This is a genomic window from Comamonas sp. wu1-DMT (assembly GCF_040187805.1).
Taxonomy (GTDB): Bacteria; Pseudomonadota; Gammaproteobacteria; order Burkholderiales; family Burkholderiaceae_C; genus Comamonas; species Comamonas thiooxydans.
On the sequence record NZ_JBANEM010000017.1, the window covers coordinates 61,933 to 84,142 of the forward strand.

The following is a 22,210-nucleotide window of genomic DNA, read 5'->3' on the forward strand; positions in this document are numbered from 1 at the left end:
CTCCTCAGGCTGGCAAGGCAGCTTTGAATGCGGCTTGCAAACGATTGGCGTCCAGCGCCATCCAGCGCGCACAGACATGCTGATCGGGGCGCAGCAGATAGGCGGCGCCGTCGGCCATCACTCCGTAGCGGGTGCGGCAGCGGCCTTCGGTGTCATCAAGTACCAGATCGGAACCTTCGACAATGCCTGAAGCGTGGCTGCTGACGGCGATCAGGCGCACGGCAACACCGCGAGCTCTGACCCCGGCCGCGACCGCTTGCAGTTCGGCGGGAATCGCCTGGCCGCTCGTGAAATACAGCAGATCGAAGCCGCCGCCCAGATGGTCGAGCAAATAGCTGTCCGGCGCAAAGCGCACGTTCAGAGGCGGCGCGCCATGGCCGGGGCCGGCCTTGAACAGCAGGTTGTCGTCACCCATGCTGTTGAGTGGCGAGCTGCCGTACTCATGCGGGCGCGAGGTGCGCCAGTGATAGAGTGGGCCGACAAAGGGCTGGCTCAGCGACAGAGACAGCACGGCATCGCGCAGCAGCCTGAAACCTCTGCTTGGTGGCGCCATGAAACGTGTGCTCTTGCCGGCCTCTTCCACAATCTCGCGGGCCGCGCCCACTCGCTCGCTGCTATAGCTTTGCAGCAGCGCTGCGCTGGCCGCGCCCTTGGCGACGAGTGCCAGACGCCAGCCCAGGCCCTGAGCATCCTGAAAACCGGTGTTGGCGCCGCGCACGCCGAAGATGGGCAGCATATGGGCTGCATCGCCCGCAAAGATCACATGGCCATGCACATAGTCGGGCAGGGTCAGCGCGCGGGCCGAGTAGACGGAGCTCCAGTCCATCTCCCAGGGCGTGCCGCCAAAGCCTATCATCTCCAGCTGCGCATCGATGCGCGCCTTCAGCGACTCGGGCCTGAGCGCATCCTCGGGATCTTCGCCGGCAGGCAGCTGGTAGTCCACACGCCAGATGCCGTGCGGCTCGCGGTGCATGAGGATGGTGTTGCCCGGGTTCCATGTGGGATCGAAGAATGCGAGACGTTCGGTGGGCAGAGGCAGGTCGATGCGGATATCGGCAATCACGAAGCGGCCTTCGTAGGAAGCGCCTTCCATCAACAGATTCATGGCCGTGCGAATCCCCGAACGCGCGCCGTCGCAGGCCACCAGCCAGTCGGCCCGCAGCTCGTAGCTGCCTTCCGGGGTATCCACCTCCACCAAAACCTGCTCGCCCTTTTGCTCGACCTTGTTCACGCGGTTGCCCCAGCGCAGCTCGATCAGCGGGTTGGCCTGCACTGCATCGACCAGGTATTCCTCCAGGTACTGCTGCTGCAGATTGATCATGGGAAAGAAGCGATCGTCGTCGGCCCGCGCGTTCTCCATGCGAAACACGCGCTGGCCGCGGTAAATGCTGTTGCCGTAGCACCAGGGCAGTCCGGTCTCCGTCACGCGCTGGGCCACGCCCACCTGCTGCAGGATTTCCATGGAGCGCCGCGTGAACACAATGGCACGGCTGCCTTCGGACACCTGCAATTCGGATTCGAGCACCACGCAGCGCTGGCCGTGGCGAGCAATCTCCAGCGCCGTGGTCAGGCCCACGGGGCCGGTGCCGACGATGACGATGGGGTGGCTTTGCTCGCCCGGATTCCGGGAGGCAAGCCAGGGCTGATGAACCTGGTACTGGTAGTAGATGGAGCGGCGTGGCTCGGCAAATGGCTGGTGCATGTTCTTGTCTCCTGGGGGCGCTGTCGTGGTCAAACCGATGCGCTTTCATCCCCTTTCGGTCTGGCTTGAGATGCAGTGTAGAAAAGCAGCTCGAGGCCGATGTCACCAGATGGAGACAATGCCGACCGACAACCGATATTCAAGTCGAATCAGCCCCCAGCCTTTACAGCTCAACCCCAAGCAGCTATCAAAGTTCACCATCGACAGCTTCAGCGGGCTCCATCAGCAGCGCAAACAGCTCGCGCTGCCCCTGCACGCCCAGCTTGGCGCAGACGCGTTTGACATAGGTGCGCGCGCTGCTGACGGTAATTCCCAGGCGCTGCGCCAGCGCATCGGCATCCAGGCCCTGGGCCAGTGCCCGCACCACGTCGAGGTCGCGCGGCGTCAGCTGCTCGAAGCGCCTTGCCAGTCGCGCCAGCACCAGCCCGACCAAGTCGTCCTGCAGCGTCTGCCCCGCGTAATGCAGACGCATGGCCTGCATGACCAGGGGCGCAAAGGCCTCGATCCGGGCAATGGCTGCGGCGTCGAAACAGCCATGCTCCTCGCCTCGATACAGGTTCACGGAAAGCCAGCGCGCGTTTTCCTGAAGCATCAGCAGCGACAGCCGCTCGGCAATGCGCGGCAGCTCATAGCAGACATGGCGGTACTCGGGGTGCTGCACATCGTGCGGTCCCTGGCGATGCAGCCAGACGCGCGGCCTGGCATGCGGGTCCCTGGCAAGGCGCGCCAGCTCGGCCTGCATCACGCGCTGCGAACCATCGAGCGGATAGAAGCGCTCGCTGTAATCCTGGGAAATCATGGGCAGCGCCCCCGTGCGCGCCCTGTCGCCCATGCCCACCACACGAGGCCTGGCCATGCCCTGGAAGGAGAAGATCGTGCATTGGGCCAGCGGCACATGGCGCCCCAGCAGTTGCAGGATCTGCTCGGCCACGGCGTCGCTGCTGCTGCGCCCCACTCTTTCCATCATGGCCGTCACATCGGCCAGGGCCACGGGCAGCTGTGCTGCCTGTGCGGCAGCCGGCAGCAGCATCCAGTGCGAAGAATCGGGAAACGGCGCAGAGCTAGCAGTCATGGGCTGCGATTCTCGCCGCTGTATCGTGTCCGCGGACAGGAAAAACCGGCCCTCCCTTTCAGGAGCAGCCGGTCTGGCTTGAGACAGAAAGTGCGGCCGGGCCTACCACTCGCCCACATTGCGTATGCGCTGCAGCAACTCCCATTCATCTTCGGGTGCCGCAGCCTGCAGGGCCTGGGGCTCTGCCAGCTCCTGCGCCAGCGGAGGCGGCGTGAAATGCTCGCGGCCAAAAGTATGTTCGCTCAGGGACTGTGGATGCGGATTGTTCATGACGGCCTCCTTTGCGTAAAGCTTAAGGCTCGAGGCTTGCCGAAATTGTAGGAATTGGCTTAAGGACACTGTCGAGCAATCCCCACAAGCCGCGTCGTCATGTCATGGATAGGTCACAGCTGCCGCTACCCGGCCCATGTACCGCAACGCTGCTCGGCCCCGACTTTGCGGTTATGCTGCCGCCGCTATGCCTCAGACTCTTCGTGCTCCCGTCTCCAGTGAACTGATCATCAAGAAAAGCCGCTTTATCGGCTGCGTTCAGCCGATGACGGACCGCTCCAGCGCGCAGGCCGTGGTGGATGCACTCTGGCGCGAGCACCCGGGCGCCGCCCATGTCTGCTGGGCCTTGCTGGCGGGCGGTCAATCGGCGGCCGTGGATGATGGCGAGCCCAGTGGCACGGCCGGTCGTCCCATGCTGGACGTGCTGCGCCATCAGGACCTGGAGGGCGTGCTGGCCACCGTGGTGCGCTATTTTGGTGGCGTCAAGCTTGGTGCAGGCGGACTGGTGCGCGCCTATACCGACGCCGTGGCACAGGCCTTGCTGCAGGCCGAAAAAGTCGCCATTCAGCGCATGCAGATCCTGCAATGCACGGCTCCCTATCCGCTGGAGGGCCTGGTGCGGCGCATGGCCGATGCGGCGGGCGCCGAACTGCTGGAGGTCGATCACGGCAGTCTGGTGAGCTTCAAGCTGCAGATGCCTGAGCCCGACGCCGCCGAATTTGTCAGCGCACTCAATGAAAACGGTCAGGGCCGCATTGGCTGGCTCAAGCCGGACGAGCTGTAGATCGCAAAGAAAAACCCGCCTTTGGCGGGTTTCCGAGCGGGCAATTTCAGCAATTGCCTTTCTTGGCCTGGCCCGGTGGGCAGCCGTGGGGGTGAGGCTTTTTGTAGCCATCGTCGTAGTATCCGCCACGGCTGTCATAGACAGCGCAGCCGCTCAGCACAAACATGGCTGCGGCCAAAGCAAACATCGTTTTCATGGGGTGACCTTTTCAGATTTTTGAGGGCGTCAGTCTATAGGCGACCCCGCCCGCATTCTGTCAACAATCCTGTACGCGGCTTTCAATTGGCCGGCTGCTGCTGCTCGACCGCCACCTGCAGGTGCAGCAAGGTGAAATACAGGGTTACATCGCCCTGCTGGTCGATGAAGGTGCCTACGGCGCGCTGCAGGCGGGCAGCAATGCACATGCACTCCATGGCCTCTGGACGGCCGCCGGGAATCCGGGCCGTGGTCAGCAATGCCAGCTGGTTCTGTCGGCCGAACTCATGCACGACTTCCAGCGCTTGGCCATGCTGCTTGGGAATGGCTTCGTTGGCCCAGCTCCAGACAAAGCTGCCGTCCTGCTCGCTGCTGGTGCCCACAAGGCAGACCGTAGCGATCACCTCATGCAGCGGAGCTTCCAGCGCCAGCAGGGCGCGGTCCAGATCCCAGCGGTAGCTGGGGCTGCCCTGCAAGCCAAATTCCTTGGGCCACTCTGCATTGCGGGCCTGCATCATTTCAACGGCCTCACGGCTCCAGGCGGCCCAGTCGGTGGTTTGTGCGTCGTTGCTCATCGCGTATCCATTGCTTTTCAACAGACCGCATTGTCAGGCAAGAAGCGGGCATGCCCGGGCCCGAAATCCTATGCCCCCGTCAGCCTGCGTTCAGCTCTTCATCTGCTGCTGAATCCAGTCAACCAGAAGCTGCTGCACCGAGCCAGCCCCCCAACTCTGTAGTGCCAGCAGACAGTATTGCGAGCCATCGGGTACAAAGCCCAGCGGCGCCACCAGCCGGCCGGCAGCGATATCGTCCTCCACCAGCAGTTGCGGGCCCATGGCTACACCCAGGCCCGCTGCTGCGGCCTGCAAGCTCAGGTAGAAATGCTCAAGCACCAGATCACCGCCTGCTTGCGCCTGCCGGATCTGGGTGGGAGGCTGATCTGGCTGGGTTTTCCACCAATCCTCCCAGGCCCTGGGTCGTGTCTTGCTGTGCAAGAGCGTTGCATCGCCACGAAGCGCCAGACCGCCATCGGACTGCAACGCAAAGAAATGCGCCAGGCGGTCCGGATGGCAGACCGGCCCCATGCGCTCTGCGCACAAGGGCTGCATTTGGACATTGGGCCCCCAGTCAAAGTCGTTGCGCCGAATGGCCAGATCGATGCCGCGCCCCCATTCCACGGCACCGCCGCCCGCAACCAGATGCACGGTGTGCTGCGGGTAGCGTGCCTGGAAGTCGCCCCAGCGCGGAATCAGCCAGCGCATCAGCAGCGTGGGCTCGCAGGACAGCAGCAACGGCCTGCCTGCCACCTGCTGCCGCACTGCCTCGGCCGCACGTGCCATCTGGCCCAGACCGGCATGCACCCCGTCGAACAACAGCCTCCCCGCAGCATTGAGAAAGACACGGCGATTGCGGCGCTCAAACAGCTGCGCCCCCAAATCTTCCTCCACCGAGCGCACCGCGCGGCTGATGGCTCCATGGGTCAGGTGCAGCTCATCGGCAGCGCGGCTGAAACTCTCCAGCCGCGCTGCCGCTTCAAAACAGCGCAAAGCGACCAGCGAAGGCATTCGTGGTGGACTGCCGGCAGAAATATGTGAGTCTGAATCACTATTTTCTTGAGAAATCATCGTTATTCAAAAAACTTTGACCGCCCTAGAGTTCACAGCTACAGGGCACTGATTGCCATTCTCGTGCAACACGAGCCATTTCACAAACTGATATTTGAACTCAAGCAATACACTGTATGAACGCCTGGCCCACCGTGATTCTCGTTACCTCTCTCGCCGTCATCAGCCCCGGCGCCGACTTCGCCATGGTCACCCGCACCAGCCTGATGGAATCGCGCCGTGCGGGTCTCTGGGTGGCGCTGGGCATCGGCTGTGGCGTTCTGATCCATGTGGCCTACACCCTGCTGGGACTGGGTATGGTCCTGCAAGGACTGCCCTGGCTTTTCAATCTGCTCAAATATGCGGGCGCAGCCTATCTGGTATGGCTCGGAATTTGTCTCTGGCGTGGCGCCAGCCGTACAAATGACGATCTGCCAGATTCCCGGTCCAGCGCCGAACCCGGCCAGCGCAATGCACGCAAAGGCCATGCGCCAGGCCGCTCGCTTTTTGTCCTGGGCTTTCTGACCAATGCACTCAATCCCAAGACAGCGCTCTTCATCCTCAGCCTGTTCATGCAAATCGTCGGCCCTGCCGTGCCCATGCCCACCCAGTTGGCCTACGGCCTTTTTGTCGCCATGGCCCACGTGCTGTGGTTTGCGCTGGTAGCCTGTTTCTTCTCGGCCCCGGTGCTCCAGCCCAAGGTTCAAGCCATACGTCCCTGGGTAGATCGCAGTCTGGGCTGCGTGCTGCTTGTCCTGGGCCTGCTGCTGATCGCCACCGGCACACCGGCCACGTCGAATCTGATGGATGCCAGCATCTGACAGGAAAAGCCTGACAGGCCAATGCCGCAATAGCAGCATCTGCAACGCAAACGACAGCTTTGGAGCGCCCACCCGTGCCATGCTTGTCATGGTTGGTACATATCAGCAAAACTCCAAAGGAGACAGGCACCATGAAAAGCCGCTACCCCTTTCCCGATCTGAACAGCCTGCCTGAAGACATCAGGCTGCGCATCGCCGAGGTACAGCAAAAGTCGGGCTTTATTCCCAATGTTTTTCTGGCCTTTGCTCGCCGGCCAGCCGAGTGGCGCGCCTTCTTTGCCTACCACGATGCGCTGATGCTCAAGGAGGACGGCAGTCTCAGCAAGGGCGAGCGCGAAATGATCGTCACAGCCACCAGCGCTGCCAATCAGTGCCTGTATTGCGTGGTGGCTCATGGCGCCATCTTGCGCATCTATGAGAAAAAGCCGCTGATTGCCGACCAGGTGGCGGTCAATTACCGCAAGGCCGACATCAGCCCGCGCGAGCGGGCCATGCTGGACTTTGCCATGAAGGTCTGTCTGCACAGCGCCGAAATCGACGATGCCGACTACGAAGCCTTGTACCCTCACGGTTTTGACGACGAGGATATCTGGGACATTGCGGCCATTACTGCCTTCTTCGGACTGTCCAACCGGATGGCCAGCTTCGCGGGCATGCAGCCCAATCCCGAGTTCTATCTGATGGGCCGGGTGCCGCGCGAGAAAAAAGCCTGAAGCAACAAGCAGTAACTCGTGGGCTGCAATCGATGCAGCTTCCACGGGAATGACGCATCATCCCTCACAGAGCAGCGGCCAACCCGGCAAAACGCTGTTTGCCGGAGGTCATCCAGATGCGCAATACCGTTTGCTGCCTCGCCGCCCTGCTCGCCACGCTCTGCGCCACTGCAGCTCATGCCACCTCGTGGGAGCTCAAGCCCGGTGGTGATAACCGACTGGAATTCACCGCCACTTTCGAGCAAACGCCGGTCACCGGCGTGTTCAAAGACTTCCGGGTTCGCTTTGACTTCGACCCGCAAAAGCCAGACAGCAACAGGCTCAATGTCAGCATTCGCATCAGCAGCGCCGACATGGCCAACCCGGACATCAACCAGGCCATTGCCGGCAAGGACTGGTTTGACTTTGTGCGTTATCCCGAGGCAGTCTTTGATGCCAGGGAGATTCTTGACGCCCCCGGCGCAGCCGGTTATCGGGCACGCGGCACCCTGCTGCTGAAAGGCCGCAGGCAGCCGCTTGTGCTGCCATTCAGCTGGAAGCCCGAGGAGCGCCGCATGGAAGGCGAATTCGTTACCCATCGCTCGATATTTGATATCGGCACAGGAGAGTGGAAGAGCAGCAATGCCGTGGGAGAGGCCGTGACAGTGAAATTTCGCATCCAGCTGCGCGAGTTGCCATGACATTGCGCAGACAGCTGATTGCAGTCCTGCTGGCTCTGATCACAGGCTGCTCGCAACCAGGCATCGAGCCAGCCCAGCCTCCCGGCCCGACGGCAAGGCCTGCGGACTTTCCTGCGGCCTTCTATGCCGATGCTGCTGCACGGGGCCAGTCGGTGCTTCAGATCGATTCATCGCACTCCCTGGTCTCGATCACCGTTCGACGCGCTGGCGCTCTGGCCAGACTGGGGCACGACCATGTGATTGCCAGCCATGAGCTGCAAGGCTATGTGGCTCCTCGGCTTGGCCGGGCCGATCTCTATGTGGCGCTGGACAGGCTATCGGTCGACGAACCCGCTCTGCGCGCCAAGGCGGCTCTGGACACCCAGCCCAGCGCTGCCGATATTGAAGCGACCCGTGCCAATATGCTGAACAAGCTGCTGCAAACCTCGCTCCATCCATTTGCACTGATCCAGGCACATGCCTCCCCCGAAGCGGACGGCGATGTATTGCTGGCCCTGGAACTCACTCTTCACGGAGTCACACGCAGCCTGAGCGTACCGGCCCGAATCAGGAGGACGCCGAGCGAATTCCATATCAGCGGCTCGCTGAGTATCGATCAATCGAGTTTTGGCATCACGCCTTTGTCCATCCTGGGCGGTGCAATCCAGGTCCGCGACAGGCTCGAGTTGAACTTCGAAGTACGCGCCGCTCCACCTTTGAAGCAGGAATCCCTGTCATGAGAACAGGGCTTGTCGCTGCCTGCGGCGCAGTTCTGACCCTGTTCTGCGGCGGTTTGCAGGTTTCGGCACAAGAGCTGCGCATAGAGACTGCCGAGCACAATGAGGCCATGACGGTGAACGCCTCGGCCGTCATGCAAGTCAGGCTGGCTACGGCCTGGAGCGTGATTTCCGACTACGAGCATCTGGCCGACTTTGTGCCGGATATGCAAAGTTCGCGCGTGCTGCAACGCGATGGCAACCAGGTGCTGCTGGAGCAAAAAGGCAGTCTGGGGTTTCTGTTTTTTCGCCAGGCAATCGAGGTCAGACTGGCTGTGACCGAATGGCCACAGCAGCGCATTGCCGCGCATGCAATAGGCGGCAATCTCAAGCAAATGGACGGCAGCTATACCCTGGAAACCCAAGCCGACGGCCGGGTACGCTTGGCTTACAGCGCTCGCCTGGTCCCGGCTTTCGCCATCCCGCCGCTGGTCGGGAAGCCAGTGCTGCGCCAGTTGTTGAAACGCCAGTTCAAGGCACTGGTGGATGAAATCCAGCGACGCGAAGCCCTGACGCTTCAAGAGCAGAAGCAGACACCAGGAAATTAGCAGCAGGCCATTACAAGGGCAAGATGGCATTGGACGCATGCAAGCCCGGCCCCTGTGCCTCGGGTTGCCGTCATGACTGCGCAAGCATCTGCAAGAACAAAGACTTAAATCGCAGAGGACCTGAGACGGCGCGTGAACTGCTCGAACTCTGCAGCCATGGGGGCAATGGCTGCCCTGGGCAGTACCAGAGCCTGCATAGCGTCGATGAACAGATAGTAGTTCACGTCATCTTCGGCAAGCGCCAGCACTCCTGACCACGGCAGTATCGTGTCACCTCGAACCGAGGCTACCCTGATGGCGTCCGACGAGAGCGTGACCGTTTGTGGCGACAGAAAAGCTCCATCCGGCAGGAGCATGAGCTTGCGCATGGATGTCTGTGACAGGTATGGCATCGTCACGACGGCGATCAAAGCGACGACCAGAAGGCAGGCAACCACTCCCAGCGGGCGGGAGATCTCGGGAAACTCACGCATCAGTCGCGCGTAGGCTGCGCCAGCGAGGCCAATGCAGAGCCACACCACAACCCGCAAGAGGAACGGCCAGGAAAGCATCCCTGCCTTCTGATGCCAGCGCCGCGCAACCATTTTCTGCAGGCGAACGAAGTCGGCGGGAATGAGAGTAAAGCTGGCGGTCATGTTAATGGTTGGCTCATGTGGCAACAGGTATGAGCGACCTGCAGCAGCGAGTATTGATCGAAAGGTGACTGCGGCATCTCACACGGTCGCTGGCTCTGGTTCGTGAACGATTTCATTACCGGCACTGCAGCCTGCACTATAAGCCGGCGCACAGGGCATTACAGGGTGCGATCAGACCTGTGCATGCGATGCAAGCCCGACCCATGCAGCCCGCAAGATGTGAGATTGCAGCAAATCGAGACAGCCGTTGCAATGGCGTGACGGGCTCGATGCATTGATCTGATTGTCTCCCACCCATCAATTTCGCTCCACCTTCCTCGAACTCGCGAATAGTCAAACAGTCTTGCTGCCAGCACTTGGCCCTCAGGCGCTGGCAGCAACTTCAACCTCAAGCCTTGAAAGTCAGCCAAGGCTTCAACCGCACACTCGCACGGATCAGCCCCGCCTCTTCCTGCGCCTGCAGCACCGGCCCTACGGGTTTGTAGGCGCTGGGAGCTTCTTCGATCAGTCGCTCTTCACGCAAGGTGATGCATTGCCAGACGGACTCGACCAGCGGCTGCTTCATGCGCCGCGTGTCCTGTCTGCGCACCTGGCGGCCCGCGCCGTGGCTGCAGGACCGCAGCCAGTCTTCATGGCCCAGACCTTTGACGAGAAAGGAGTAGTCGCCCATCGAGCCCGGAATCAGCGCCCACTGGCCGTCATGCGCGGGAGTGGAGCCCTTGCGGTGCACGTTGAACTCGCCCTCGGTCATCACCACGTTGTGGGGCACATCCACAATCAGGCGCGATGCATCGGGCGCGGCAATGCCTGCCAGCTCTTTGCGCACCAGCTCCGCCAGCGCCATGCGGTTGAACCACGCATAGCGCGCAGCCACGCCCATCGCTTGCAGATAGTCCTGCGCCAGCGCGCCACTCAGGCCATACAGACCATGCTGAGGGTGTTTGATACCTTGCGGCCATTGCTGCCTGGCCAGGTCCATCCAGCGGCGACCGACATAAAAGCCGACATCGCGCGAGCCGGTGTGGATCATCACCGTGACATCGCCCTTCTTGAGCCCCGCGGCATAGGCGGCATGACGATCGTAGACTTCCTCGACCACGCAGAACTCCAGAAAGTGGTTGCCGCTTCCCAGGTCGGCAGCAGATGGCGGGCGCAGCAGCTCGCGCGCCTGCAACAGGGCTTCAGGCGCGTAGCGACTCTGTCCCGCAAAGCCTTGCAGGCCCACGCACTCGGCCAGTTCGGCCTGCAGCCGGTCGCGGTTCACGCCCTGCCATAGACCCACGTCAGGCAACTGTTCAATAAAGGCCTGGGGGCCCTCATCAAACAGTGCCTTGAAGCCTGCGCTGCGCACGGGTACATCGCGCCCGTTCTGCAAGATGACGCGGGTCAGCCGCTGCACGATGGTGCTTTTGTGCAGCTCGGCCTGCGCCTGCGTCAGGCCCGTGCTCAGCAGGCGTATGCCGCAGTTGATGTCCGTGCCGATGGCAGCAGGAATCACGAAGTCTGGCGACGTGGCCACCACCGCCCCCACGGGAGCAATGCTGCCGGGGTGAAAGTCCGGCGTGGCACAGGCTTTGCAGACCGCGCCATGGCCTTGCGGGTCGGCAACCGAGGCGAAGTCCAGCAATTGACTGACGGCTTTGTGCTCCAGGGGCAGGCTGTCGGGCAGCAAAATGGTGGCTGCTGCCTGCTCGTTATGGATTTGATAGATATTGTCTCGGTAGGAGACCTGGATGCCCTGACGTGACAGAGCTTTTTGCAGTCGGGAAAGCTTCCCGGAAAAGTGCGACATGACGCTGAGAAAAACAGGTACGCAACAGCACATCTCCGAATCTGGGAGATGCAACGCACCTTCGAGCAGCAGCATCAAGAAGGACTGATAAGCGGTCTATTCTAATGAGTAAGCGCCGGGCCGCCTAACCGGCGTTGCTAATATGCTGCAATGCGCAATGCAATTCGGTCCTTTCAGATTCCCGCACCGCTGCAGACTTTGTATGACGCAGCCGCGGCCATAGGCCCGCAGTTCGGCCTGTCGCCCGACGCCGTTTTTGGGGACTGCGGCTTGTGGCTGGAGATACCCCCCGTACCCAGCTACATCGGTTGGTGCACGCCGCGCAATGTGATGACGTTTGCGACCACGGGCTGCGACAGCGTTCATTACAGCTATCTGGTCGATGAGCGCCTGCCCGGTAACGTCAGCCCCATCGTCATGACACTGCCCTGCGTGAACGAATTGAGCTGGGTGATTGCCGAGAACTTTCAGGAGTTCTTTGACTACGGCTACTACGTGGGCTGGCGCGAACTGGAGCAGTTGTACTACGAAGATGAAAAAGGCGAAGCCTGCTTTCACGAGCCAAGCCAGTCATTGAACCATCTCGGCATGCAGCAGCTGCCGCTGCTGCACAAGGCGTTGAATATGCAAGCTGTGCTGCCGACGCTGAAACGCTTTGGCGAGCTGCAGCAAAAGTACCAAGCCCTATTGAATATTCCGCCCATGCCGCCAGAGCATGCCTGATTGCGTATCCATCAATCGCATTGATCTCCATATTCGCTGAGCGATACCGGTTTTCATCCGAAATTCAGTCCAGAAAGCGGGCTGCCACAGCAGGGTCCGGCATCATGCACTGCTCGCTTTTGCCAAACCAGTGATAGCGGTTTCTGGCAATCATGCGGTAGAGCGCATCGCGCAATGCAGCGGGTATCAACCTGATCACTGCCGTCAGTCGCCACGGCCAGCCCAGTGCGTGCAGCACGCGCAGGATGGCCTCCGTGTGCTGCCAGGAGCGCTGGCCGTCCACCAGCAGCAGGGTCTGCAGACCTTCCATGCGCAAGCCTGCATCGGCCAACAGCTTGCCGCCGACCTCGCCCTGTATGGCAGCGAACTGAAAAATGCCCTGCTTGTCGTGCTTGAGCAAGAACTGCACCCAGCCGTTGCACAACAGACATTGCGCGTCAAAGACCACAATCATGCTTTTTCCTCGGGCAGCAATAGATAGCCACGATAACTGGCCACTACGCCAATCAGGGGGACGGCCGCTTCGACATGAAATTGCATATGTTCCCCGGCTCCGGTTTCTTCGGCCACGATGCGCGGAGCCAGCCAGCCCGGGCATGGGAAGCCCAGAAAATACAGACGCTGCAGTCGCATGAGAAGCCGTCCATCCACCGCCTGCAAGGCAAAGCACAATCGCGCCAGGCCAAGGCGCTCGATCAGGCGACCATTGTGCAACTGCATGGTTGAGCGCATGAGCTGAGAGGGGAAGATGCGAATCCAGGTTTCCACCTCGGGACTGGCCTGCAGTTCGAAATGAATCGTCCCCTCGCTGGCCGCGCGTGGCGTGCCCAGCGCCAGCGCCAGCAGCTTGGCCGCCAGAGTCCGGGGGGCGCCGGTCTGCACCCTGCCCTGAAGCTCATGCTCACCCTGCAGGCCGTGAAAGCGCTGCAGGGCGACATCGAGCTTGCAGAACTCATCGCCCATGGCCTGCTGAAACAAAGAAGCACTCTGCATCATCAGGCAAGCTCCCACATCTGAATATCCAGTCCTTGCGCTTCGGCTGCAAAGTCCTGCAGCGTCAGCAGCCCCATGCAAGACCTGGCGCCGGGCTCCAGCGGTACGCCCGCAGCCAGCTTGCGTACCAGCGCACTGGCGGCCAGCGTGGGAACATAGGGCCCGTCGCCCGAGCCCGCCATAAGCACCCAGCAGCGCTGGCAGGCTTGCATCTTTGCATTCAGGCCATCGACCGTGACATGCATGGCCCCTGCATCGCTGCCCCAGTTCCTGAACCAGTCCGCCATGCGCTTGAGCCTGCGCGCATGTGCAGACCAGTCCTGCACCAGCCCTCTGTGAGCCAGCCAGGCCATGGCATTCATCCCGCGCTGCAAGAACGACAGCTCAAGCCCGGCACCGAAGCTGATGGACGGACTGCCTTCATAGCGAAGCGGTAGCAGTGCGAGATCCGGCACATCGCAGGCCGACAGCAGCCGCCGCCCAACAGGGGCCGGATAGTCATGCCCATAGCTGCGCAGCCAGCCAATCACGGCTTGCTGCCCGGAGCCAGGCAGCGGCTTGCCACAATAGCTGAGGATGGCAGCGACGGTGGACAGGCCTCTATCCGTACGATTGCCTGGGCTGATGCCTATGTCGATACGGCTGACGCGAGCCATGGCCGAAGCCAGCTCATCCACGACCGCCGAGGACAGCGCAGGCACCGAGCTGGCACCGCTGAGCAACAGCACGCCCGCAGCTTTGGCCCGCGGATCGAGCACATCGATGCCGCAGACAAAGTCACGCCCGTCGGCCAGATCCACATAGTGGACGCCGGCACGGGCGCAGGCTAGCGCCACGCGGTAGTCCTGCCCCTGAAACGGACCCGAAGTGTGAATGAGCGCATCCACCTCCAGCATCTTGAGCCTGTCCTCCAGACCCTGCGCCATCACGTCCAGAACTGCGTGGCTCAGGCTTGAGCAAGCGCCCGGGGCCAGACTTTCAACCAGCGCCTGCGCCGCAGAGGCCGAGCGCCCTGCTACCACGATGTGCAAACCGCTTTGCCTGGCCAGCCTGGCAACCAGCCGGCTGCCAAAGAAGCCATAAGCACCGACGACCATGACCTTGAATTCACGCATGCCTCAGTGTAGCGGGACGCGGGTTTCGCTCCGGAGCGCAAGCCTGGCAACGGCGAGCCTGCTCTGCCGCGCTCATGGCTCGGTCAAAGCCCGGTCACAGCCCGTACTTGCGAATCTTGTCGTGCAGCGTTGTCTTGGGGGTGTGCAGCGCCTGGGCCGTGCGCGTCAGGCTGCCTTCGTTGTTGCGCAAGGCTTCGGAAATCAGGGAGCGCTCTATGGACTCCATGGTTGCCGCCAGCGAAGCCGCTGCCTCGGGCGCCTTACCGGACGGGGACAGGCCGGCATCCAGCCCCAGCGTGATGCGCTCGGCCGTGTTGCGCAGCTCGCGCACATTGCCTGGCCAGTCGTGGGCAAGCAGCGCTTGCAGACGCTGCGGCGTCAGCTCTGCCACGGGGCGCTGGTGGCGGGCGGCGGCCTGCAACGCGAAATGCTCGAACAGCAGCGCAACATCCTCGCGGCGCTCGCGCAGCGGGGGCAAATTCACGGTGACCACGTTGAGACGGTAGTAAAGATCGGAGCGAAACAGGCCCTGACGGCTGAGTTCCAGCAAATCGACCTTGGTTGCGGCAATCACACGGCAGTCGACGGCAATGAGCGTATTCGAGCCCAGGCGCTCCAGCACTCTTTCCTGCAGCACGCGCAGCAGCTTGGCCTGCATGGGCAAGGGCATGCTTTCGATCTCGTCGAGAAACAAGGTGCCGCCGCTGGCATGTTCGATCTTGCCGATGCGCTTTTTGCCCGCGCCGGTAAAGGCCCCGGCCTCGCTGCCGAACATTTCGCTGTCAAACAGCGTCTCCGGCAGGCCGCCGCAGTTGACGGCGACAAAATTGCCGCTCTTGCGCCGGCTGGATTCATGCAGGCTGCGCGCGACTCTTTCCTTGCCGGTGCCGGTTTCCCCCCAGATCAGCACATCGGCCTCGCTGGCCGCAAGGCTTTGCAATGTGCTGCGCAGCTGCTGCATGGGAAGCGAGCGCCCCAGCAACTGGTGCTGCAACACATCCCGACTTTGTAGCTGCTGGCGCAGGCTGCGCACCTCCAGCACCAGGCGACGGCGCTCCAGCGCTCGGCGCACGGCTTCCACAAGGCGCTCGGGCGCAAACGGCTTTTCCAGAAAATCGGCGGCGCCATCCTTCATGGCTTGCACGGCCATGGAGATATCGCCGTGCCCGGTAATGAGAATCACAGGCAGTTCGGCGTCCAGCACGCGCGCGGCGGCCAGCAGCCCAAGGCCGCTCATCTGCGGCAAGCGGATGTCGCTGACCACGATGCCGGCAAAATCCGGGGACAGGTGCTTTTGCGCCTGCTCGGCACTGCTCACGCAGATGCAGTCCAGACCTTCGAGGCGCATGGTCTGCTCGCAGGCCATGGCAACATCGGCATCGTCTTCAACGATCAGGACTTTGAGGGAAGGGTTCATGGGCTGCAGGCAATCAGGACAGCGGCCGAGTATCCACCAAGGGCAGGCTCAGCGTGAAGATGGCCCCGCCTTCCGGATGGTTGCCGCCCGTCAGGCTGCCGCCTGCGGCCTGGGCGATCTCGGCCGACAAAGGCAGGCCCAGACCCAGGCCCAGTCCCTCGGGCTTGGTCGTGAAGAAAGGCTCGAACAGTCGCGCTTGCGCCTGATCACTGAGTCCGGGGCCATGATCGCGCACCGTGATCTGCGCCCAGGCACCGCAACGGTTGCAGGCAATTTCCACGCACCGCGTATTGCCGCCCTGCACGGCGTCCAGCGCATTGCTCAAGAGATTGATCAACACCTGCTGTACGCGATTGGCATCGCACCAGGCGCTCAGCTCAAGATCCGAGGGCTGTCGCACGATCATGACGCCGCTTTGGGCAATGCGCGGCTCCATGAGGGACAGGGCGCCATCGACCACCTTGGCCAGTTCAACCTGCTCGGGCTGGCCTGCGGACTTGCGGGCAAAGTTGCGCAACTGTCCGGTAATACGCCCCATGCGCTCGGTCAGCTCGGCCATGCGCTGCAGATTGCTTTGCACCATCTCGCTCTGACCACGTTCCAGAAAGCGCTGACTGTTGCCGGCCAGCGCCCGCAAGGCCGCCAGGGGCTGATTCAGCTCATGGGCCACTTCCGTGGAGAGCTGACCGATGACGGCCAGTTTGCCTGCCTGTACCAACTCGTCCTGCGCCGCGCGCAGCGTGGTCTCGGCCTGCATGCGCTCCATCACCTCCTGCTGCAGCGCCACATTGGCACTCTGCAGATCGGCTGTGCGCTGCTGCACCTTGTTTTCCAGCACCTCGTTGGCCTGCTTCAGAGCTTGCTGGGCCGCCAGTTGCTCACGCACATGTCTGCGCCGCAGGTACAGCAAAGCTCCCAGCAAAAGCATCAACGCAATCAACGCCCCCGTCACCCAGGCGCGACTGGCCGCCAACTGCAGTGCAACGCTCAAGGGGGAGAGCACGGTAATCTGCCAGGGCGTGCCGGCCATGGGTCTGGACTGGGCCAGAAAGCGGCCAGCGCTCTGGTCTGCCGCAGCGTCCTTGACATCGGGAATGCTCACCTGCCTGACGCCCGTGACACTGCTCATGCCACGCCAGCCCAGAGGCCGCAAGTTCAGGCGGTTGTATTTCTGCGAAGCTTCCAGCTCGGCACGCCTTGCCTCATCCAGCGGCAGCAAGGTGGCAAAGCGCCAGGCCGGCATGTTGCTGAGAATGACCACGGTATTTTCATCGCTGACCAGTACCGGAGACTCTGCGCTGGCCCAGGATTGCTCGAGCTGCGCCAGCCCGACCTTGACCACCACCACGCCATACATCTCGCCCTGCCCCAGGGTAGTGGTCAGGTAATAGCCGGGCTCGCCGCGCGTGGTGCCCACGCCGAAGTAACGCCCGCGCCCTTCTCGCAATGCCTGCTGGACATAGGGCCTGAAACCGAGGTTCTCGCCCACAAAACTGTCGGCACGACGCCAATTGCTGGCAGCCAGCACATGACCGTCGTGATCGAGCATGTAGACGCTGAGGGTGCCCGCACGACGGCTCAACTCCTCCAGATAGAGATTGGCGCGAGACTGCAGTCTTTCGTCGTCCGGCGATTGCAGCAGCGACAGGATCTCGGGCTGCAGGGCCACTACATCGGGGAGAAAGGCAAATTTGTCGATCTCGCGCCGCAGGCTGGCAGCATAGAGATCGAGGCGGTTGTTGCCGGCAGCCACCACGGTCTCGAGACCGATCTTGACAAAGCCCTGATAGCCCAGCCAGCCCCCCAGGCTGCTTGCAGCCAGCCAGAGCAGGATCAGCAAAGCAGCACGCAGGCGCGGGGGCAGAAAAGCTAACATGGTGCGAACCATGGTAGCAGCGCCCGGCATCGCAGGGGACAGGAATCCGGGCAAGGGGACGATCAGGCTCGGGCGCGAATGGGCTCGGGCATCAGCTGTGGCTCGACAGCCAGATCTGCGCACGACTCCTGCTCTTCGTCGCCTTCCCATTTGGCAACCACGGCCGTGGCAATGGCATTACCCAGCACATTGGTCAATGTACGGCCCATGTCCAGGAAATGGTCGATACCCAGAATCAGCAGGATGCCCGCTTCCGGCAAACCGAACATGGGCAGCACGGCGGCAACCACCACGAGCGAGGCACGAGGCACGCCGGCAATGCCCTTGCTGGAGATCATCAGCACCAGCAGCATGGTCAGCTGCGCGGTCAGCGACATCTCGATGCCATAGGCCTGAGAGATGAAGATGGCCAGGAAGGTGGTGTAGATCATGGAGCCATCGAGGTTGAACGAGTAACCCAGAGGCAGCACAAAGCCTGTGATACGCGGCTTGATGCCGAATTTTTCCAGCTGCTCCATGAGCTTGGGCAGCGTGGATTCGCTGCTGGCCGTGAAAAAGCCCACCAGCACCGGGCCGCGAATCAGCGACAGCAGACGGAAGACATCCTTGCCCAGCACCAGATAGCCGGCACCGATGAGCAGCACCCACAGCGCGGCCAGCGCAATATAGAAGCCCAGCAGGAATTTGCCGAACACCAGCAGCATGCCCAGTCCGTGGGTGGCAATGGTGCCGGCGACAGAGCCGAACACGCCCACGGGCGCAAAGCGCATCACGTACTCGGTCACGCGCAGCATGACATGCGAGGTCTCTTCCATCAGATCGACCAGCATGTGCTTTTTCTGGTGGTTCAGGTAGCCCAGAGCGATACCGAAGAACAGCGCAAACACCAGGATCTGCAACACCTCATTGGTGGCCATGGCCTCGAAGATGTTCTTGGGGAAGACGTGGGTGATGAAATCCTTGAAATTCAGCGCACCGGTCTTCAGACCCAGGCTCTCGGCATTCGTGGGAAGCTCCACCGTCAGGCCATGGCCGGGCTGCAACACATTGGCAAAAACCAGACCCAGAAACAGCGAGCAGAACGATGCCGCGATAAACCAGCCCAGCGCACGACCACCCACTCGGCCCACAGAGCCGGCATCGCCCATATTGGCCAGCCCCGCCACCAGCGTGGCAAACACCAGGGGCGCGATGATCATCTTGATCATGCGCAGAAATACGTCGGTGAGAATGCCGAAATAGCCGGCGATGTCTTTGGCTGTCTCCGGTGTCGCGGCGTTGGCGTGGACGAGATAGCCCACAACCACACCCAGAACCATGGCCAGCAGAACCATGATGGTCAGGCGGTTGGATTTCATTTTTTTGAATCTTGGTATGCGTTGTTTGAGCCGCTGCCGGAATCCAGGCCATGCAGGCACCGGGTTTCGGCAGAGACAACAAACCGAGACGGACCGCTGACGGAACCGAGGTTTCGTCAGCCAGGTCCAGCCCCAGTCTCACTTGGTCAGCCGCAGTAAAGCGGCGTGCCGTCCTTTAAGCACATACCGTGCCAACCAAAAAATCACGTCCAAGTCTTTGATTTGCTTATATTCAAAATACTTTTTTGCATAACTGCAATCGGATTTCCGGACATCACCAGGATTGATGTACGGAATTCCGAACGGGAATCAGGCCGTTACTGCTGAACGTATCCAGTCCGGCAGCGCAGCGGCTTTCTGCCGGGGGAAATCCACCCAGATCACCGTGCCTCCGCCAGCGGCGCAGATGACTCCCGGCTGTGCCACACGCTCCATGGTGGCCCAGGTCTCAAAGGTGGTGCGTGCGGGATCGCTGACAAACATCTTGAGCAGCACCTCGTCGGGATAGGCAAGCTGCTGATAGAAATTGCAAAAGGCGTTGACGATGACCGGCCCCTGCCCTGCGGGGTCCGGATTCAGGCCCATGCCGCGCATCCAGTCGATACGCGCAGTTTCCAGATAGCGAAAGTACTGGGCGTTGTTCACATGCCCCATGGCGTCCATATCGCCCCAGCGTACGGGAAAGCGCGTTTCATAGACCTGCTTCTTCAGCTCTGGCAGCTCGATTTTCATGCCGGTATGTCTCCTGATTGAACGAGATTTGCAACTGCATCACCACCTTGTTCTAGTTTCTTTGAGGGATGGCACGCCCTGGGGCGATCACTAGCCTATGGACTTTGCCGCAACACCGATTGATGCGCTGTCGCCAAATCTGCACGGTCGTGCCGGGCTGTCAGCATAGAATCGCCCGCATCGCGGTTTTTGCAGACGCACCTGCCAAGGCCGCGCACGCCAGTTTTCCCAATCCAATATCAAGCGAGACTTTCCCGATGACAAACGAAGAGATCCTGGCCCAGTACGGCCCGCGAGAGGCCATGGAATATGACGTGGTGGTGGTGGGCGGTGGCCCCGGTGGCCTGGCCACTGCCATTCGCCTCAAGCAACTGGCGGCCGAAAAAGGTCAGGATGTCTCCGTAGTCGTGCTGGAAAAAGGCTCCGAGCCCGGCGCACACACGCTGTCTGGCGCCATCATGGATCCTCGCGCGCTGACCGAGCTGATCCCCGACTGGAAGGAAAAGGGTGCCCCCCTGAACCAGCCGGTGACCGAAGACGCCATGGTCTTCCTCGGCGAGAAGAGCTCCTTGCGCACGCCCAACTGGCTGCTGCCCAAGTGCTTCCATAACGAAGGCAACTACATCGTTCGCCTGGGCTTTGTCACCAAGTGGCTGGCAGAGCAGGCCGAAGCCCTGGGCGTGGAAATCTTCCCCGGCTTCACCGCGGCCGAAGTGCTCTACAACGAAGACGGCTCCGTCAAGGGCGTGGCCACCGGCAATATGGGCATCAGCAAGGAAGGCGAGCCCACGGGCGACTTCCAGCTGGGCATGGAGCTGCACGGCAAGTACACCATCTTTGCCGAAGGTGCGCGCGGCCACCTCGGCAAGCAGATCATCGCCAAGTACTCCCTGGACGCCAACCGCGACCCGCAGACTTACGGTTTGGGCATCAAGGAACTCTGGGAAATCGACCCCCAGCGTCACAAGCCCGGCATGGTGCTGCACACCGCAGGCTGGCCCATGAAGAGCGACACCTACGGCGGTGCCTTCCTCTATCACCTGGAAGACAATCTGGTCACGCTGGGCTTCATCACCGGCCTGGATTACTCCAACCCCTATCTGTCTCCATTCGAGGAGATGCAGCGCTGGAAGACCCATCCCAATATCCGCTACTACCTGGAAGGCGACGAAGCCAATGGCATCAAGCCCGGCAAGCGTATCTCCTACGGTGCCCGTGCCATCACGGCCGGCGGCATCTCCAGCCTGCCCCGCTTTGTCTTCCCCGGCGGCGCGCTGGTGGGCTGCGAAGCCGGCTTCCTCAACGTCAGCCGCATCAAGGGCAGCCATGCCGCGATCAAGACCGGCATGCTGGCCGCAGAAGCTGCCTACGCCGCCATCGTCGCGGGTCGCCAGAGCGACGAACTGACCGCCTACACCTATGCGTTCGAGAACAGCTGGCTGTATGAGGAGCTGTGGAAGGCACGCAACTTCAAGGCCTGGTTCAAGAAGGGCCTGACCACCGCCTCGATCATGAACGGCCTGGAGCAGTTCGTTCTGCGCGGCAACATCCCCTGGACGCTGCATCGCAACAAGCCCGACCATGCCTATCTGAAGCCTGCGGCCGATTGCACGCCCATCGAGTATCCCAAGCCCGATGGCAAGCTGACCTTCGACCGTCTCTCCAGCGTGTTCATCAGCAGCACCAATCATGCAGAGAACCAACCAGCTCACCTGACGCTCAAGGACGCCAGCGTTCCTGTCGACGTGAACCTGACCAAGTTCGCCGGTCCCGAGCAGCGCTACTGCCCCGCAGGCGTCTATGAATTCGTCGAGGACGAAGCCAATGCCGGCAAGCAGCGCCTGCAGATCAATGCACAGAACTGCGTGCACTGCAAGACCTGCGACATCAAGGACCCGACACAGAACATCGTCTGGGTGACACCCGAAGGCGGCGGCGGCCCCAACTACTCAGGCATGTAATCCGTCCGCGATTGCATTCGGCAGCAGTTGCTCCGGATGCTGTGCCACAAAGCCTGCGCCAGCCATTGCTGGGCAGGCTTTTTTCATGGGCTGAATGTTTTTAGCAACGCAGGCCGCCAAATGCCCACAAATTTGCAGCATCACAGAAAAAACGCATGCCACCGCAATCGCCGCAAATCACTCATTGAAGATCGCTTGCCAGCGCAGAAAGAGCAATGTTCAAAAAACAGGCAATTGCATCAATATGCCTGCCCATATCGCATCAAGCGCAGGAAAAATGCGGCACAAAACCAAAATCAGACACCACTCAACGCAATATTGCGCGCCATAGACCTGCTTCCACACACACTAACTCCTGCCAATTAGCGCTTTGCGCAGCTTTCATGCCATTTTTTCGCGATCATCGTATAGGGATAAACAAGGTTATCTCAATCGCGAAGACAGCCAGATCGGTGCAGTAGACT

At 61.4% G+C, this 22,210-nt stretch carries 24 protein-coding genes; 9 read left to right on the forward strand and 15 right to left on the reverse strand.

The window, feature by feature from the left end:
- Positions 1-4 precede the first annotated feature (4 nt).
- The 3 genes from V8Z78_RS20925 to V8Z78_RS20935 all read right to left on the reverse strand — a co-directional run bounded on the left by V8Z78_RS20925 (position 5) and on the right by V8Z78_RS20935 (position 3,044).
- A complete protein-coding gene (locus V8Z78_RS20925; RefSeq protein ID WP_349732056.1) occupies positions 5-1,702 on the reverse strand; it encodes an FAD-dependent monooxygenase in 1,698 nt (565 codons plus the stop codon).
- A gap of 187 nt (positions 1,703-1,889) precedes the next feature.
- Positions 1,890-2,774: a helix-turn-helix transcriptional regulator gene (locus tag V8Z78_RS20930; protein WP_057092324.1), complete on the reverse strand. Its 885-nt coding sequence runs from the start codon at positions 2,772-2,774 to the stop codon at positions 1,890-1,892.
- A 102-nt stretch (positions 2,775-2,876) separates the two neighbouring features.
- Positions 2,877-3,044, reverse strand: coding sequence for a hypothetical protein (locus tag V8Z78_RS20935; RefSeq protein ID WP_003064951.1), 168 nt, complete (start codon positions 3,042-3,044; stop codon positions 2,877-2,879).
- A gap of 187 nt (positions 3,045-3,231) precedes the next feature.
- Between V8Z78_RS20935 and V8Z78_RS20940 the strand changes: the two genes are divergently transcribed.
- Positions 3,232-3,828 (forward strand): IMPACT family protein, encoded by a 597-nt coding sequence (locus tag V8Z78_RS20940; protein ID WP_003064949.1) that lies wholly within the window; start codon positions 3,232-3,234, stop codon positions 3,826-3,828.
- Between the two features lie 46 nt (positions 3,829-3,874).
- Here the strand turns inward: V8Z78_RS20940 and V8Z78_RS20945 are convergent, their stop codons facing one another.
- From V8Z78_RS20945 to V8Z78_RS20955, 3 genes are all read right to left on the reverse strand, one after another.
- A complete protein-coding gene (locus tag V8Z78_RS20945) occupies positions 3,875-4,024 on the reverse strand; it encodes a hypothetical protein (RefSeq protein ID WP_003064948.1) in 150 nt (49 codons plus the stop codon).
- A gap of 82 nt (positions 4,025-4,106) precedes the next feature.
- Positions 4,107-4,598 carry a DUF6882 domain-containing protein gene (locus V8Z78_RS20950; RefSeq protein WP_057092325.1) on the reverse strand — a complete coding sequence of 164 codons (492 nt, stop codon included), beginning with the start codon at positions 4,596-4,598 and terminating at the stop codon, positions 4,107-4,109.
- 90 nt (positions 4,599-4,688) lie between these two features.
- Entirely contained in the window at positions 4,689-5,588 is a 900-nt protein-coding gene (locus V8Z78_RS20955) for a LysR substrate-binding domain-containing protein (RefSeq protein WP_349732057.1), read from the reverse strand.
- Positions 5,589-5,764: 176 nt separating this feature from the next.
- Between V8Z78_RS20955 and V8Z78_RS20960 the strand changes: the two genes are divergently transcribed.
- From V8Z78_RS20960 to V8Z78_RS20980, 5 genes are all read left to right on the forward strand, one after another.
- Positions 5,765-6,448 carry a LysE family translocator gene (locus V8Z78_RS20960; RefSeq protein WP_057092327.1) on the forward strand — a complete coding sequence of 228 codons (684 nt, stop codon included), beginning with the start codon at positions 5,765-5,767 and terminating at the stop codon, positions 6,446-6,448.
- Positions 6,449-6,579: 131 nt separating this feature from the next.
- Complete coding sequence (locus V8Z78_RS20965) at positions 6,580-7,161, forward strand: peroxidase-related enzyme (protein ID WP_046461501.1); 582 nt, start codon at positions 6,580-6,582, stop codon at positions 7,159-7,161.
- A 116-nt stretch (positions 7,162-7,277) separates the two neighbouring features.
- Positions 7,278-7,841 (forward strand): YceI family protein, encoded by a 564-nt coding sequence (locus V8Z78_RS20970; protein WP_349732058.1) that lies wholly within the window; start codon positions 7,278-7,280, stop codon positions 7,839-7,841.
- Positions 7,838-8,560, forward strand: coding sequence for a YceI family protein (locus tag V8Z78_RS20975; protein WP_349732059.1), 723 nt, complete (start codon positions 7,838-7,840; stop codon positions 8,558-8,560). Before V8Z78_RS20970 ends, V8Z78_RS20975 begins: the two co-directional genes overlap by 4 nt.
- Positions 8,557-9,144, forward strand: a complete 588-nt coding sequence (locus tag V8Z78_RS20980) for an SRPBCC family protein (RefSeq protein WP_003064936.1) — start codon at positions 8,557-8,559, stop codon at positions 9,142-9,144. The genes V8Z78_RS20975 and V8Z78_RS20980 overlap by 4 nt, the downstream gene beginning before the upstream one ends.
- Before the next feature lie 104 nt (positions 9,145-9,248).
- On the opposite strand, the gene V8Z78_RS20985 is transcribed toward V8Z78_RS20980, so the two are convergent.
- Both V8Z78_RS20985 and V8Z78_RS20990 read right to left on the reverse strand, forming a co-directional pair.
- On the reverse strand, positions 9,249-9,779 hold the full coding sequence (locus V8Z78_RS20985; protein ID WP_349732060.1) for a YcxB family protein: 531 nt from the start codon (positions 9,777-9,779) through the stop codon (positions 9,249-9,251).
- A gap of 388 nt (positions 9,780-10,167) precedes the next feature.
- Complete coding sequence (locus tag V8Z78_RS20990) at positions 10,168-11,646, reverse strand: RtcB family protein (protein WP_349732061.1); 1,479 nt, start codon at positions 11,644-11,646, stop codon at positions 10,168-10,170.
- A 75-nt stretch (positions 11,647-11,721) separates the two neighbouring features.
- Here V8Z78_RS20990 and V8Z78_RS20995 point away from each other — a divergent pair, with 75 nt between their 5' ends.
- On the forward strand, positions 11,722-12,294 hold the full coding sequence (locus V8Z78_RS20995) for a hypothetical protein (RefSeq protein ID WP_046461505.1): 573 nt from the start codon (positions 11,722-11,724) through the stop codon (positions 12,292-12,294).
- Between the two features lie 64 nt (positions 12,295-12,358).
- On the opposite strand, the gene V8Z78_RS21000 is transcribed toward V8Z78_RS20995, so the two are convergent.
- From V8Z78_RS21000 to V8Z78_RS21030, 7 genes are all read right to left on the reverse strand, one after another.
- On the reverse strand, positions 12,359-12,748 hold the full coding sequence (locus V8Z78_RS21000; protein ID WP_046461506.1) for a thiol-disulfide oxidoreductase DCC family protein: 390 nt from the start codon (positions 12,746-12,748) through the stop codon (positions 12,359-12,361).
- Positions 12,745-13,290, reverse strand: a complete 546-nt coding sequence (locus V8Z78_RS21005; RefSeq protein ID WP_179626195.1) for a DUF4166 domain-containing protein — start codon at positions 13,288-13,290, stop codon at positions 12,745-12,747. The genes V8Z78_RS21000 and V8Z78_RS21005 overlap by 4 nt, the downstream gene beginning before the upstream one ends.
- Entirely contained in the window at positions 13,290-14,402 is a 1,113-nt protein-coding gene (locus V8Z78_RS21010; RefSeq protein WP_349732062.1) for a saccharopine dehydrogenase family protein, read from the reverse strand. The genes V8Z78_RS21005 and V8Z78_RS21010 overlap by 1 nt, the downstream gene beginning before the upstream one ends.
- A gap of 94 nt (positions 14,403-14,496) precedes the next feature.
- Positions 14,497-15,819: a sigma-54-dependent transcriptional regulator gene (locus V8Z78_RS21015; RefSeq protein WP_280009063.1), complete on the reverse strand. Its 1,323-nt coding sequence runs from the start codon at positions 15,817-15,819 to the stop codon at positions 14,497-14,499.
- Positions 15,820-15,832: 13 nt separating this feature from the next.
- Complete coding sequence (locus V8Z78_RS21020) at positions 15,833-17,695, reverse strand: sensor histidine kinase (protein WP_349732063.1); 1,863 nt, start codon at positions 17,693-17,695, stop codon at positions 15,833-15,835.
- Positions 17,696-17,757: 62 nt separating this feature from the next.
- Positions 17,758-19,053: a dicarboxylate/amino acid:cation symporter gene (locus V8Z78_RS21025; protein ID WP_039050781.1), complete on the reverse strand. Its 1,296-nt coding sequence runs from the start codon at positions 19,051-19,053 to the stop codon at positions 17,758-17,760.
- 309 nt (positions 19,054-19,362) lie between these two features.
- Complete coding sequence (locus tag V8Z78_RS21030; protein WP_012838431.1) at positions 19,363-19,785, reverse strand: acyl-CoA thioesterase; 423 nt, start codon at positions 19,783-19,785, stop codon at positions 19,363-19,365.
- A gap of 257 nt (positions 19,786-20,042) precedes the next feature.
- On the opposite strand from V8Z78_RS21030, the gene V8Z78_RS21035 reads away from it, so the two are divergent.
- Together V8Z78_RS21035 and V8Z78_RS21040 are read left to right on the forward strand one after the other, a co-directional pair.
- The gene (locus V8Z78_RS21035; RefSeq protein ID WP_003064910.1) at positions 20,043-21,746 is read left to right on the forward strand and encodes an electron transfer flavoprotein-ubiquinone oxidoreductase; all 1,704 of its coding nucleotides are present in this window, start codon (positions 20,043-20,045) and stop codon (positions 21,744-21,746) included.
- Between the two features lie 36 nt (positions 21,747-21,782).
- Positions 21,783-22,112, forward strand: a complete 330-nt coding sequence (locus V8Z78_RS21040) for a hypothetical protein (RefSeq protein ID WP_280041963.1) — start codon at positions 21,783-21,785, stop codon at positions 22,110-22,112.
- Positions 22,113-22,210 lie beyond the last annotated feature (98 nt).